The 12694-nt window shown below is 70.8% G+C and carries 13 protein-coding genes, 1 tRNA gene and 1 pseudogene; 12 read left to right on the top strand and 3 right to left on the bottom strand.

Annotated elements, in window-relative coordinates; genetic code table 11:
* Positions 1-5: 5 nt before the first annotated feature.
* From HNO83_RS09705 to HNO83_RS09670, 8 genes are all read left to right on the top strand, one after another.
* Positions 6-1286: a glutamate-5-semialdehyde dehydrogenase gene (locus tag HNO83_RS09705; protein ID WP_175337328.1), complete on the top strand. Its 1281-nt coding sequence runs from the start codon at positions 6-8 to the stop codon at positions 1284-1286.
* Between the two features lie 54 nt (positions 1287-1340).
* The gene (locus HNO83_RS09700) at positions 1341-1577 is read left to right on the top strand and encodes a hypothetical protein (RefSeq protein WP_175337327.1); all 237 of its coding nucleotides are present in this window, start codon (positions 1341-1343) and stop codon (positions 1575-1577) included.
* 12 nt (positions 1578-1589) lie between these two features.
* Positions 1590-2192 (top strand): nicotinate-nucleotide adenylyltransferase, encoded by a 603-nt coding sequence (gene nadD / locus HNO83_RS09695; protein ID WP_175337326.1) that lies wholly within the window; start codon positions 1590-1592, stop codon positions 2190-2192.
* Complete coding sequence (locus tag HNO83_RS09690) at positions 2189-3511, top strand: hypothetical protein (protein ID WP_249776641.1); 1323 nt, start codon at positions 2189-2191, stop codon at positions 3509-3511. Before nadD ends, HNO83_RS09690 begins: the two co-directional genes overlap by 4 nt.
* Positions 3512-3572: 61 nt before the next feature.
* On the top strand, positions 3573-3950 hold the full coding sequence (gene rsfS / locus HNO83_RS09685; protein ID WP_175337325.1) for a ribosome silencing factor: 378 nt from the start codon (positions 3573-3575) through the stop codon (positions 3948-3950).
* A gap of 62 nt (positions 3951-4012) precedes the next feature.
* Positions 4013-4327: a TFIIB-type zinc ribbon-containing protein gene (locus HNO83_RS09680; RefSeq protein ID WP_175337324.1), complete on the top strand. Its 315-nt coding sequence runs from the start codon at positions 4013-4015 to the stop codon at positions 4325-4327.
* 93 nt (positions 4328-4420) lie between these two features.
* A tRNA-Ala gene (locus HNO83_RS09675) sits at positions 4421-4496 on the top strand.
* A 191-nt stretch (positions 4497-4687) separates the two neighbouring features.
* Positions 4688-5320: a GNAT family N-acetyltransferase gene (locus HNO83_RS09670; RefSeq protein WP_175337323.1), complete on the top strand. Its 633-nt coding sequence runs from the start codon at positions 4688-4690 to the stop codon at positions 5318-5320.
* On the opposite strand, the pseudogene HNO83_RS09665 reads toward HNO83_RS09670, so the two are convergent.
* Positions 5301-6475, bottom strand: a pseudogene (locus HNO83_RS09665) (RtcB family protein). The gene HNO83_RS09670 and the pseudogene HNO83_RS09665 sit on opposite strands and share 20 nt — an antisense overlap.
* Before the next feature lie 519 nt (positions 6476-6994).
* Between HNO83_RS09665 and HNO83_RS09660 the strand changes: the two are divergent.
* Both HNO83_RS09660 and HNO83_RS09655 read left to right on the top strand, forming a co-directional pair.
* Positions 6995-7486 (top strand): hypothetical protein, encoded by a 492-nt coding sequence (locus tag HNO83_RS09660; protein ID WP_175337322.1) that lies wholly within the window; start codon positions 6995-6997, stop codon positions 7484-7486.
* A gap of 99 nt (positions 7487-7585) precedes the next feature.
* Positions 7586-8911: an LCP family protein gene (locus HNO83_RS09655; RefSeq protein ID WP_217498891.1), complete on the top strand. Its 1326-nt coding sequence runs from the start codon at positions 7586-7588 to the stop codon at positions 8909-8911.
* A 24-nt stretch (positions 8912-8935) separates the two neighbouring features.
* Here HNO83_RS09655 and HNO83_RS20330 read toward each other — a convergent pair whose 3' ends face one another.
* Positions 8936-9070, bottom strand: coding sequence for a DUF6186 family protein (locus HNO83_RS20330; RefSeq protein ID WP_249776640.1), 135 nt, complete (start codon positions 9068-9070; stop codon positions 8936-8938).
* A gap of 199 nt (positions 9071-9269) precedes the next feature.
* Here HNO83_RS20330 and HNO83_RS09650 point away from each other — a divergent pair, with 199 nt between their 5' ends.
* Positions 9270-10670, top strand: coding sequence for an MFS transporter (locus HNO83_RS09650; RefSeq protein WP_249776639.1), 1401 nt, complete (start codon positions 9270-9272; stop codon positions 10668-10670).
* On the opposite strand, the gene HNO83_RS09645 is transcribed toward HNO83_RS09650, so the two are convergent.
* Positions 10652-11485 carry a UbiA family prenyltransferase gene (locus HNO83_RS09645; protein ID WP_175337321.1) on the bottom strand — a complete coding sequence of 278 codons (834 nt, stop codon included), beginning with the start codon at positions 11483-11485 and terminating at the stop codon, positions 10652-10654. The genes HNO83_RS09650 and HNO83_RS09645 overlap by 19 nt on opposite strands.
* A gap of 162 nt (positions 11486-11647) precedes the next feature.
* On the opposite strand from HNO83_RS09645, the gene HNO83_RS09640 reads away from it, so the two are divergent.
* Positions 11648-12661, top strand: a complete 1014-nt coding sequence (locus HNO83_RS09640) for a LacI family DNA-binding transcriptional regulator (protein ID WP_175337320.1) — start codon at positions 11648-11650, stop codon at positions 12659-12661.
* Positions 12662-12694 lie beyond the last annotated feature (33 nt).

Raw genomic sequence — 12694 nt, 5'->3', positions numbered from 1 at the left:
GACGCATGTCCTCGATCATCGGTGCGGCCCCCACGGCCGCCCTCTCGCTGCACGAGCGGCTGGCCGCCGCCAAGACGGCGTCGCGTGCCCTGGCGACGGCCACGACGGAGCAGAAGAACCGCGCGCTGCGGGCCATCGCCGACGGCGTCCTCGCCGCGTCGTCCGACATCCTCCCGGCCAACGAGCTCGACCTCGCCAACGGCCGCGAGAACGGCCTGTCGACGGGCCTGCTCGACCGGCTGACACTAACCCCGGCGCGCCTGCAGGGCCTCGCCGACGCGGTGCTCGAGGTCGTCGCGCTGACCGACCCGGTGGGCCAGGCGGTGCGCGGCAGCGCGCTCCCGAACGGCGTCAAGATCACCGAGGTGCGCGTGCCGTTCGGCGTCGTCGGCGCCATCTACGAGGCGCGGCCGAACGTGACCATCGACATCGCGGCCCTCGCGATCAAGAGCGGCAACGCCGCGGTGCTGCGCGGCGGCAGCGCGGCGATCGAGACCAACCGCGTGCTGGTCGGCGTGATCCGCGAGGCGCTGGCGTCCGCCGGGCTGCCGGCCGAGGCGGTCCAGACCATCGACGACTTCGGCCGGGAGGGCGCGGCCGAGCTGATGACGGCCCGCGGTCTCGTCGACGTGCTGATCCCGCGGGGGAGCGCCGACCTCATCCAGGCCGTCGTCACGCAGTCCACCGTGCCCGTCATCGAGACCGGCGCCGGGGTCGTGCACATCGTGCTCGACGAGTCGGCGCGCGAAGACTGGGCGGTCGACATCGTCCGCAACGCCAAGGTGCAGCGGCCGAGCGTCTGCAACGCCGTCGAGACGCTGCTCGTGCACCGCGCCGCCGCCGAGCGGCTGCTGCCACCGGTGCTGGGCGCGCTGCGCGAGTCCGGGGTCACCATCCACGCCGACGAGCGGTCTCGGCCGTTCGCGCCGGAGTCCGTGCCGGTGACGGAGGAGGACTACGCCACCGAGCACATGAGCCTCGACATCTCGGTGAAGGTGGTCGACGACCTCGACGAGGCGATCGACCACATCCGCCGGTACTCGACGCAGCACACCGAGTCGATCGTCACCAACGACCTCGCGAACGCCGAGCGCTTCCTCGCCGAGGTCGACTCCGCGGTCGTGATGGTCAACGCCTCAACGCGCTTCACCGACGGCGGGGAGTTCGGGTTCGGCGCCGAGGTGGGGATCTCGACCCAGAAGCTGCACGCCCGCGGCCCGATGGGCCTGCCGGAGCTCACCAGTACCAAGTGGATCGTCCGCGGGTCCGGCCAGATCCGCGCGTAGGCGACCGCTAGACTTGTCGAAGGGCTTGACGCCCTCGAGAAAGGATCACGCACGATGTCATTCCTGACGACCGTCCTCGCCGAGGCGGAGACCCACGTCGAGCTGCCGATGCCCACCTGGGCCTTCGGCGCGATCGCGATCGTGATCTTCATCGCCCTGGTCTTCGTGACCTGGAGCTTCAAGGACGTGGCCAACCGGCACAGCCACCGTTCGGCGCCCGACGCCGCGGCCCACGCCGGCGCCCCCGGTGCGACGCACCACGGCAGCGGCCACCCGACGCAGGGGCACTGACCCACCGCGGGCATGGAGCTGACGGAGACGGGCCGACCGCGCATCGGCGTGATGGGCGGCACGTTCGACCCCATCCACCACGGCCACCTGGTCGCCGCCAGCGAGGTCGCGCAGTCCTTCGGGCTCGACGAGGTGGTGTTCGTCCCCACCGGTCAGCCCTGGCAGAAGGGCCCGGTGACGCCGGCCGAGCACCGCTACCTGATGACCGTGATCGCCACGGCGTCCAATCCGCGGTTCACCGTCAGCCGGGTCGACATCGACCGCAGCGGTCCGACGTACACGATCGACACCCTCCGCGACCTGCACGAGGAGAGGCCGGACGCCGAGCTGTTCTTCATCACCGGCGCCGACGCCATCGCGCAGATCCTGAGCTGGCGCAATGTCCAGGAGTTGTGGGAGCTGGCCCACTTCGTGGCTGTGAGTCGCCCGGGACATGACTTGAGTATTTCTGGATTACCGGAGCAAGACGTATCCTTGTTGGAAGTTCCGGCCCTGGCGATCTCGTCGACCGATTGCCGGAGCCGGGTGAGCAGGGGATTCCCGGTCTGGTACTTGGTGCCGGACGGAGTGGTTCAGTACATCTCCAAACACCATCTGTATCGGAGTGTGGCATGACATCGTGGCCTGAAGAGCCGCCGACGGGCCAGCCGCAGACGCGGCGACAGGCCAGGGAGTTCGCCCGGCGTGCGGGGACGGCGCAGCCGACCCCGGGCGGTCAGGTACCGGAGATGACGACCTCCTCGTCGCAGCGAACGGCCGACGGCGCCGACGCCGTCCAGCCCGACGAGCAGGAGTCCGTCGAGGCTCCGGCCATCCCCGCGAGCGCCTTCGCCGAGCCCGGTGTGTCCTCGCCGTCGCGTGACGCCTTCGACCTGTTCCGTCAGGCACCGGACGCCTCGCGCCCCGAGCCCGTGACGCAGCCGATGGCCATCCTCCAGACCCCCGATCAGCAGGCCGACGCCCCCGCTACGCCCGCCCCCGCTGCCGCCCCGGCCTTCCCGGAGCGCACGCTGACCCGTCGCGAGCTGCGCGCCATGCAGCAGGCCCAGCAGGCGAACGCGCAGGCGAACCACCCGGCCGGCGCCGAGGAGCAGGTGTTCCCCGTCTCCTTCACCTCCGGCCCCGAGGCCGAGTCGGGCGCGTCCACGGGCGAGGCGCCGAAGCCCGCCGCCGCGCCGCAGAACCCGGAGACCTCCACCAGCGAGAAGACCGCATGGCCGTTCGCGCCGCTCACCCCGTCGTCCGCACCCGCCGCGGCGCGCGCCGGCGCTGACGAGCCGACCGTGACGCAGAGCACCGCGTCGCCGTTCGCTGCCTTCGGCGCGACCGCGGCGCCGAAGCCGACGACACCCCAGGCGCCCGAGCCCGCACCCGCGGCGCAGGCATCTGAGACTCCTGCGGCGTCGGCTGCCCCCGCTGCCGCGACCTCGGAGGACACCGCCGCGCAGGAGCGCCGGCCGTTCACGCCGCCGACCGGCCACTGGTCGACGGCCGCCGAGCTCGACGACCAGCACCAGCCGATCACCTCGCGCAACGTCGCCCAGTCGACCGCCGCGACGACGACGAATGCGCTCATCCTCCCGGCCATCCCGCAGCCGAGCGCCGCTCCGCTGACGAGCACGGGCGAGATCCTCGTGACCGGCTCCATCGACCTTCCGCGGGGGATGGGCGCCACCGGCGCGCACCCCGACCGGATCGACTCGTCCGACATCGACCGTCTGCTCGACGGCGAGGAGAACGAGTTCAACACGTCCGAGGTGCAGCCGGTCCGCGCTTCGCGTGCGATCAGCACCCACACCTCCACGCGCGGCGTCATCGCGCCGCCGAAGAAGCGCGGGAACGCTCTGCCCGTGGTGCTCATGGTCACGGCCGGCGTGCTGGCCGTCGGCGTCATCGGCCTGCTCGTGGCCGCGTACGTGCTGAAGGTGTTCTGATCATCCGCACCCCGGCCCGACCCGCACCCGTCCCGCACCGAACGCGACCGGAGGACCGTCCGTGACCGCATCCCCGCACGCCCGCGAGATCCTCCAGGTGGCCGCGGCCGCTGCCGACGCGAAGGGCGGCCAGGACCTCGTCGCGCTCGACGTGTCCGGCCCGCTGCCCCTCACCGACGCCTTCCTGCTCGTCAGCGGCCGGGTCGAGCGCAACGTCATCGCCATCGCGTCCGAGGTGGAGGACCGGCTCAACGAGGCCGGCGTCAAGACGCTGCGCCGCGAGGGCAAGGGCGAGGGTCGCTGGGTGCTGCTCGACTTCGGCGACCTGGTGGTGCACGTCTTCCACGAGGAGGACCGGATGTACTACGCCCTCGAGCGCCTGTGGAAGGACTGCCCGACCCTCCCGATCGAGCTGCCGGTCCATGAGACCGCGGAGTAGCTCCCAGCCTCTTCGCGGGTTCGCCTGAGAGGTCTCTCATGCACGGCCGCTTGGATGGGCGCATGAAGTGTCCGAACGACCAGGCCGTCCTCGTCATGAGCGAGCGCCACGGCATCGAGATCGACTACTGCCCGGAGTGCCGCGGCGTCTGGCTGGATCGCGGCGAGCTCGACAAGATCATCGACCGCGCCGGGGTGGCCCCTCAGCCCACCGCGGCACCGGTTCCCGCGCCGGCCGCTCCGTCGTACGCGCCGCCGCAGTACGCGGAACCGCTGTACGCCGAGCCGCAGTACCGCGATCAGCGCCCCGACCACGGCTACGGCCAGCGCCCGTACAAGAAGAAGCGCGAGAACTGGCTGAGCGAGCTCTTCGACTGACGCGAGCCCGCCTCAGTTTTTTCTCACGCGTGCGATGTAGTACGCTGAATGAGTTGTTCCGGGAGGTCCGAAAGGACCGAAGGTTCACACTCTGGGTCTGTGGCGCAGCTGGTAGCGCACCTGCATGGCATGCAGGGGGTCAGGGGTTCGAGTCCCCTCAGATCCACCATTTTCAGAAGCCCTCGGCCATCGGCCGGGGGCTTCTTCGTTTGCCCGGTGAGCGATCGAACGTTCGAGTCTCCTGCTGGGCTGACACCCGTCGGAGATCTGGAGGTGGATCGCGCGAATCTCCGACGGAACCGCGCGAAGCGCACCGACCCGGGCTTCTCGTTCTGCCGGGCGGATCGGTACAGTTCCAGCATGCAGAGCCGCCCCGCCCTGCCGCAGGACGCGGCCGCGATCGCCACCACCATCTCCCTCGCCTTCCGCGATGACCCGGTGTGGGGTCCGGCGCTCGAGGCAGCCGATGGCAGCACGGGACACCTGGAGTCGTTCTGGCGGTTCTTCATCGACGGCGCGGTCCCGCACGGTCTCGTCCGGCTCGCTGACGGACCCGATGGCGAGGTGGCGACGGTCGCCGTGTGGCTCCCGCCGGGCGTCCCGGAGCTGTCCGAGACCCAGGAGGCGGAGGTCGACGCCCTGATGGAGCGGACGCTGGCGCCGGAGCGGTTCGAGGCCTACCAGCAACTCTGGGAGCGGTTCGAGCAGACGCACCCGCACGAGCAGCCGTACCGCTACCTCAGCCTGCTCGCGACGCATCCCGCGCACCGCGGCCGCGGCATCGGCCAGGCCCTGCTCGCCGAGACGCTGGCGCGCTCCGACGAGCAGGGCATCCCGGCCTACCTGGAGTCGACGAACCCGGCCAACGACCACCGCTATCGCCGCGCCGGCTTCCGCCCGGTGGGCGGCTTCCGCTCGGTGATCGACGGGGCGGCCGTCACGACCATGTGGCGTGACGTGCCGCCCGCGCCGGTCAGTCGCCCTTCACGTTGACGAGCTGGCGGAGGGTGTGCCGCACCTCGACCAGGTCGGCGGCGTCCGCCATCACCCGGTCGATCGGCTTGTAGGCCTGCGGGATCTCGTCCAGGAACGCGTCGGTGTCACGGAACTCGATCCCGGTCATCGCCTCCCGCAGCTCCTCGACCGTGAACCGCTTGCGCGCGGCCGACCGCGAGAACTGCCGCCCGGCGCCGTGCGGCGACGAATGGAGCGACAGCGGGTCGCCCTTCCCGGCGACGACGTACGACGCGGTGCCCATCGATCCCGGGATGAGGCCCGGCTGCCCGGGCCGCGCCGAGATCGCGCCCTTCCGCGACACCCACACCTCCTTCCCGAAGTGGTGCTCCCGCTCCGTGAAGTTGTGGTGACAGTTGATGCGCTCCTGCTCGACGACCGGCGTCCCGAACCACTCGGACGTCTGCCGCACCACCCGGTCCATCATCTCCTCGCGGTTGAGCAGCGCGAAGTGCTGTGCCCACCGCAGCTGGGCGATGTACGCGTCGAACTCGGGCGTCCCCTCGACGAGGTAGGCGAGGTCCCTGTCCGGGAGCTCGATCCACCACCGGCGCATCAGCTCCTGGGCGACCCGGATGTGGTGCCCGGCGATCCGGTTGCCCACGCCACGGGAGCCGGAGTGCAGGAAGAGCCACACGTTGCCGTTCTCGTCGAGGCTGACCTCGATGAAGTGGTTGCCGGAGCCGAGCGTGCCCAGCTGGAGCTCCCAGTCCTTGCGGTGCTCCGCCGGGTCGAAGCCGGCCTCCTCGGCGAGGAGCGTCAGTTCCGCGACGCGGGGCTGCGCGGTGGCGACGATCTTCCGGTTGCGCGCGCCGGCGGAGAGCGGGATGGCCCGCTCGATGTCGGTGCGCAGCACGGAGAGCGGCTTCGCGACCGCGGCGACGTCGTCGCGCGTGAACTGCGTGCGCACGGCGATCATCCCGCAGCCGATATCGACCCGACGGCTGCCGGCATGATCGCGCCGAGCGTCGGGATGACCGAGCCGACCGTCGCGCCGAGGCCCAGGTGCGCATCCGGCATCAGGGCGAGGTGCGGGTGGATGAACGGCATCCGCGAGGTGGTGACCGCCTGCTCGCGCGTGGAGTCCTCCAGGAGGGAGGCCCAGCTCAGCAGGCGGTTCGAGATTCTTTCCATGATCCTTTCGTCTCTCATCGGTGTGCGGCCGGGACGGCCGGACCGACGCGGGAGCTCCCGGCAGGGAGACGCGAAGGATGGACAGCCCCGGTCCTCGAACGACGGGGCTGCAGCAGTGGTGCTACAGACCCCGGGGACGCTCGAGCGCGCGGAAGGCGCGCTGATTGCTCTGCAGATACTGCAGGTGACTCATCGCGTGTCCTTCCGCTCGGCGTTCTTCAGCGTGGGCTGCCTGCGCCCGCCGGCGCAAGGTTCACGACTGTACCGGGTCGTCGCACCTCGGGGCAAGAGGCGGTCAGCCGAGGCGGCGCTCCTCCTCCTGCTCCAGACGCTCCTTCTCGGCGTCCTTCGCCTCCTGCTCCTTCTGGATCTCTTCCTCGCGCGGGGTCTTGTTCGTCATGCTGCGAGCGTAGTGCCGTGGGCACTGGCGTGGGGAGAAGCCGCCACGCCAGCGGTCGTCATGAATGCGCACTGATCGAAGTCTTCATAATCGAACGCCGGCTCTAGGGAGGAGAACGGATGCACACTATGGTCGACGACACCATCGCAGCGCCTGCCGCGACCACACCCGATGGCGCGGCGACCACGCCCGTTCCCCGACGCCGGACGAAGGCCATCGCGCTGGCGGCCGTCGTCGCCGTCGCCGCGTGCGCCGGTGCCTACTTCGCCGTCGAGGGGATCACGCGGCCGAACTCGACGGAGGCGAAGATCGCGCGCACGGTCGATCGGATCGAGAAGCAGGCAGAGCTCCCGCGGAAGCTCGACGCCGTCACGACCTGGACCGCAGTCGAGGCGGAGAAGTCGGGCATCCAGTACCGATACCGTGTGGAGCTGCCCGCGGGCGCGAGGGCCGTCGTCGAATCCGATGTCCGCGACATGCTGGTGTCGCGTGCCTGCGGCATCGCGGAGACCCGCGATGTCCTCGACGACGGCGTCCACCTCGACTACGAGTACACGATGACGAACGGCAACCCCACGGTGAACACACGCATCACCGCGAAGGACTGCTGACCCGAGATCGACGACACGCGTCGCCGAGCGCGCCTCGCAGGCGAGGGAAAGCGACGGCCGCTAGGATTCCAGCAACGTCCGCCGACCCGAGGGATCCCGATGACCGACCTGCCGCGACGGCATCAGCGCGCCCGCGGTCCCGCGGGGGTGCGCCACGGGCGCCTCCCGCGCCGCAGGGGCAGCACCGCCGCGCTCAAGCTGTTCGCGGCGGTCGTGGTGGTCGCGTTCGTCAGCGTGGGCTCCGTCGCGGCCTATGCGGTGTGGGATGTGGCGCGCTCGATCAAGACGGGCGTCCACCTCCAGGCGTTGCCCGGCCATTCGGCGATCCCGCAGGACATCCCGAACGTCGCGGCAATCCCCGGCGGCGTGAACCTGCTCCTCGCCGGGACGGACAGCCGCAGCGACCTGGGCGGCGTCTACAGCAGCGCGGACGAGCAGGATGCGAGCAGCGGCGCGGGCAACAACGACGTCACGATGCTGCTTCACATCGCGCAGGACCACAAGAGCATGATGGTCGTCAGCTTCCCGCGCGACCTCATGGTGCCGATCCCGGACTGCCCGGACCCGAGCGGCAAGGGCGTCATCGACGGCACCTCCTACGCTCAGTTCAATACCGCGCTGTCCCGCGGGGGCCTCAACTGCGTCGTGGCGACGGTGTCCAAGATGACCGGCCTCGACATCCCGTTCGCGGCGGTGATCAACTTCAACGGGGTGAGCGCGATGTCGAACGCGGTCGGCGGCGTCACCGTGTGCCTCGCCTCGCCGGTGAAGGACGAGTACACCAACCCGCCGCTCGACCTGCCGGCGGGAGAGAACACGGTCGTCGGCGACACGGCGCTGTCGTTCCTGCGCAGCAGGCACGGCGTCGGCGACGGCAGCGATCTCGGCCGCATCTCGAATCAGCAGGTGTTCCTGTCGGCGCTCGCCCGCAAGGTGGTCAGCGGCGGGGTGCTCTCCAACCCGGTCCAGCTGTATGCGCTGGCCAAGGCGGCCGTGAACAACATCACCCCCTCGGACACGCTGACCAACCCGACCACCCTGGTGCAGATCGCTCTCGCGCTGAAGGACACCGGGCTCCAGAACATGGTGTTCGTGCAGTACCCGGCGGTGGGCGACCCGGACAACCCGAACCGGGTGGTCCCGCAGAAGTCCGCAGCGAACGCGCTCAACCAGGCGCTCGTCAACGACCAGCCCGTGAAACTGACCGGCTCGACGGGACGGGCGGCGGAGGACCCGACCGCGACCGCCTCTCCCGCCCCCGACGCGGGCGGGGAACCGTCGCCGACCGCACCCGCTTCACCCGCGACGCCGGACGCCGGGGCGACGCCCGCGCCGACCGGGACCGCGGGCAGCCAGGTCGAGCTGCCGTCGACCATCACGGGTCAGACCGCCGCGCAGCAGACCTGCACCAAGGGCAACAACTGAGGCGTCTCCCGCGGGAGCCGTCGATCACGGCTGCGGCGGCACCACCAGGAAGTGCCAGCCGAGCCACCACCAGAACAGCAGCACGGTGACGCGCGCGGCGCGCTCCTGCAGCACCAGGTCCAGCAGAGTGCTCAGCCCGGCGACGGCGAGCGGAGCCATGCGCGCCTGCGCGAACGAGTGCCGTGACCGGCACACCGCACACGACGAAGCCGGAGATCGTCACCGCATCGGCAGGCAGCCCCGGCGGGCGCGCATCCATGGGACGCGACACGCCGTCAGCGGGCGCGACTGACGGCGTGTCGCGTCCCATCGACGCGGTTCGCTTGCCAGCGCGCGGGCCAGGCCGTTGAATGAGGGCATGGCCACCACTGCACGGATCGAGCGGATGACGTCGCTCCAGTTGAGAGTGCTCCTCATCGCGATCCTGTCGAGCTTCGTCGCGTTCCTCGACGGCGCCGTCATCAACGTGGCGCTGCCCGCGATCTCACGCGACCTGGGCGGCGGGCTGCAGCTGCAGCAGTGGGTGGTGGACGCCTACCTCGTCACCCTGGGCTCCCTCATCCTGATCGCGGGTTCGCTGTCCGACGTGTTCGGCCGCAAGCGCGTGCTGTACGCGGGGCTCATCGGCTTCGGGATCACGTCGCTGCTGTGCGCTTTCGCGCCGACGGGGGTGTTCCTCGTGCTGGCCCGCGCGCTGCAGGGCGTCGCCGGCGCGCTCCTGGTGCCGAGCTCACTGGCGATCATCATCTCCCGGTTCGAGGGCGCGGCCCAGGCGAAGGCGATCGGGCGCTGGACCGCGTGGACCGGCATCGCGATGATCGCCGGGCCGGTCGTCGGCGGGCTGTTCGTCGACACGCTCGGCTGGCGCTGGGTCTTCGCGATCAACGTCATCCCGATCGCCGTCACGCTCGTGCTCATGATGACCCTCGGCGAGACCGACAAGGGGATGGGCGGCCGGGTCGACGTGATCGGCGCGATCCTCGGCTCGGTCGGCCTCGCGGGAACCGTCTTCGCTCTGATCGAGCAGGGCACCTACGGGTGGGGCAGTCCGCGCGTCTACCTCCCGCTGATCGTCGGCCTGCTCTCCCTCGCCGCGTTCTTCTTCGCAGAGACGCGGGTGAAGCAGCCGATGCTGCCCCTCGGGCTGTTCAGCGTCCACAACTTCTGGGTGGGCAACATCTCGACGTTCTTCGTGTACGGGGCGCTGTCGTTCGGCCCGCTGATCGTCACGCTGTTCCTGCAGCAGGTGGCGGGCTTCTCCGCCATCGCGGCCGGCTTCGTCTTCATCCCGTCGACGCTGTGCATGCTGCTGCTCTCCGGCTTCTTCGGCGGCCTCGCCGGGCGGTACGGGCCGCGGCTGTTCATGGCGATCGGCCCGATGATCGCGGCCGTCGGCTTCCTCTGGCTGCTGATGATGGGCACCGACGTGAACTACTGGACGACGCTGCTGCCGGCGGTGCTGCTGTTCGGCGTGGGGCTCTCGATCACCGTGGCGCCGCTGACGAGCGCGATACTGGGGGCGATCCACCCGGAGCAGGCGGGCATCGCCTCGGCGGTCAACAACGCGGTCTCCCGCATCGCGGGCCTGCTGGCTGTCGCGGCCGCCGGCATGATCATCGGCGGGACGCTGGATGAGGCCGGGCTCCACCGGGCCATGATCGCGGCGGCCTGCCTGCTGCTGGTGGGCGGCATCGTCTCGGCGATCGGCATCCAGAACAAGGCTCCGGTGGCGGACAAGGTTCAGACGGTCACCGACTGACCCGCGAGGGCCAGCATGGCGACGTCGACGATGGCGCACGTCATGATCAGCTGCATCAGCAGCCGGGTCGGCGTGCGCCGGAACAGCAGCACGACGCCGGCGACGGCCGCGCCGAGGCCGATGACCAGCCCCGCGATCAGCAGCGGCCGCACCGGAAGGCCCGGGCCGAAGGTGATCAGCAGCGTGGCGGCGGCCAGCGCGGCGAAGGCCAGCAGTCCGCTGACCCGCGGTCCCAGCCGGTGCGGCAGGCCGCTGATGCCGGTGCGGGCGTCGTCCTCCAGGTCCGGCAGCACGTTCGTCACGTGGGCGGCGACACCGAGCAGGCCGCCCGCGGCGTAGACCCACGACTGCGGGAGCGCCGGCTGCTCCTGCCCGAGGGTCGCGATCGCCGGCAGGATGCCGAAGCTCACCGCGAACGGCACCCACGAGTACACGGTGGCCTTGAGCCCGAGGTTGTAGGCCCAGCCTCCGGCGATGGCGACGACGTGCGCCGCGAGCGCGCCGAGACCGAGGGGGAGGGTGAGCAGCAGCGCGGCGCCGAGCGCGACGAAGGCGGCCGCCCGCACGACGGAAACGGAGACGTCGCCGCGCGCCGCCGGCTTGTCGGAGCGCTCCACGGCCCGGTCCCGGGCGGCATCCAGCCAGTCGTTGCTCCACCCGATCGAGAGCTGCCCGCACAGGATGGCGAGCGCGAGGACCACGAGCCGCCCCGGCGGGTAGCCGAGCCCCAGCCCGAGCAGGGCGGCGATCACCGTCACGACGACGGTCGGCCCGGGATGGCTGGCGAGCAGGAGGGAGAGCACCTTCTTCGCCATGCCCGCCATCGTATCCGCCCCGTCCGTCCCGCCATCGGCTCCTGAGTTGTTCGCGTCAGAACGGCGTGTCCGGTCGAAGAACTCAGGAGCTGATGGCGTGGGGACGAGAGGGGCGCGCAAGAAGTTGCGTTGAGATGCAAGGAGTTGCGTAGGATGTGGGCCATGTCGAAACGTCTCGCCGAAGTGGCCCGCAAGGTCGGGGTCAGCGAAGCCACGGTCAGCCGCGTCCTCAACGACAAGCCGGGGGTGTCGGACGCGACCCGGCAGGCCGTGCTGACGGCGCTCGACGTGCTCGGCTACGAGCGGCCGTCGAAGCTGCGCGGCGAGCGGGCGCGGCTTGTCGGGCTCGTGCTGCCGGAGCTGCAGAATCCGATCTTCCCCGCGTTCGCCGAGATCATCGGGGGAGCGCTCGCGCAGAACGGCTACACCCCCGTGCTGTGCATGCAAACGGCGGGCGGGATCTCGGAGGCCGACTACGTCGAGCTCCTGCTGCAGCAGCAGGTGTCCGGCGTCGTCTTCGTCGGCGGCGCGTACGCGCAGCGGGACGCCGACCATGCCCACTACGGTCGCCTCGCCGACCTGCACCTGCCGACGGTGCTCGTCAACGCGCCGGTCGACGACCTCGCCTTCGCGACGGTGTCGTGCGACGACTCCGTCGCGACAGCCCAGGCGCTGACGCACCTGCGCTCGCTCGGGCACGAGCGGATCGGGCTGCTGCTCGGTCCGCGCGACCACGTCCCGTCGCTGCGCAAGCTGGAGGCGGCCCGCCGGATCGTCGCCGGCTGGGGCGCCGAGTTCGACGAGTCGCTCGTGGTCCACTCGCTCTACTCGCTGGAGGCCGGCCAGGCGGCCGCCACCCGGCTGCTCGCCGCCGGGGTCACCGCGATCCTGTGCGCCAGCGACCCGATGGCGCTCGGAGCGATCCGGGCCGCGCGCCGCGCCGGGCTGTCGGTCCCGAGGGATGTCTCGATCGTCGGGTACGACGACTCCGCGCTGATGAATTGCACCGAGCCGCCGCTGACGACGATCCGGCAGCCGATCGAGCCGATGGGGCGGACGGTGATCGAGCTGCTGCTGCGCCAGATCTCCAGCGATTCGGCCCTGCACGACGAGCTGTTCTTCGAGCCCGAACTGGTCGTCCGCGGGTCGACGGGGCCGGCTCCGCACGTCGGCTGAACCTGCAAGCGCACGCAAATGTGCGCAAACCAA

This window comes from Leifsonia sp. C5G2 (genome assembly GCF_013359685.1).
GTDB lineage: Bacteria > Actinomycetota > Actinomycetes > Actinomycetales > Microbacteriaceae > Leifsonia.
Note: the sequence above shows the minus strand (reverse complement) of the source record. Positions and strands in the feature narration are given on the sequence as shown.

What these genes read in the sequence shown, in the direction of transcription:
- HNO83_RS09705 (WP_175337328.1), top strand. Translation starts at nt 6, where the DNA reads ATGTCCTCGATCATCGGTGCGGCCCCCACGGCCGCCCTCTCGCTGCAC.
- HNO83_RS09700 (WP_175337327.1), top strand. Translation starts at nt 1,341, where the DNA reads ATGTCATTCCTGACGACCGTCCTCGCCGAGGCGGAGACCCACGTCGAG.
- nadD (WP_175337326.1), top strand. Translation starts at nt 1,590, where the DNA reads ATGGAGCTGACGGAGACGGGCCGACCGCGCATCGGCGTGATGGGCGGC.
- HNO83_RS09690 (WP_249776641.1), top strand. Translation starts at nt 2,189, where the DNA reads ATGACATCGTGGCCTGAAGAGCCGCCGACGGGCCAGCCGCAGACGCGG.
- HNO83_RS09680 (WP_175337324.1), top strand. Translation starts at nt 4,013, where the DNA reads ATGAAGTGTCCGAACGACCAGGCCGTCCTCGTCATGAGCGAGCGCCAC.
- HNO83_RS09670 (WP_175337323.1), top strand. Translation starts at nt 4,688, where the DNA reads ATGCAGAGCCGCCCCGCCCTGCCGCAGGACGCGGCCGCGATCGCCACC.
- HNO83_RS09660 (WP_175337322.1), top strand. Translation starts at nt 6,995, where the DNA reads ATGCACACTATGGTCGACGACACCATCGCAGCGCCTGCCGCGACCACA.
- HNO83_RS09655 (WP_217498891.1), top strand. Translation starts at nt 7,586, where the DNA reads ATGACCGACCTGCCGCGACGGCATCAGCGCGCCCGCGGTCCCGCGGGG.
- HNO83_RS20330 (WP_249776640.1), bottom strand. Translation starts at nt 9,070, where the DNA reads ATGGCTCCGCTCGCCGTCGCCGGGCTGAGCACTCTGCTGGACCTGGTG.
- HNO83_RS09650 (WP_249776639.1), top strand. Translation starts at nt 9,270, where the DNA reads ATGGCCACCACTGCACGGATCGAGCGGATGACGTCGCTCCAGTTGAGA.
- HNO83_RS09645 (WP_175337321.1), bottom strand. Translation starts at nt 11,485, where the DNA reads ATGGCGAAGAAGGTGCTCTCCCTCCTGCTCGCCAGCCATCCCGGGCCG.
- HNO83_RS09640 (WP_175337320.1), top strand. Translation starts at nt 11,648, where the DNA reads ATGTCGAAACGTCTCGCCGAAGTGGCCCGCAAGGTCGGGGTCAGCGAA.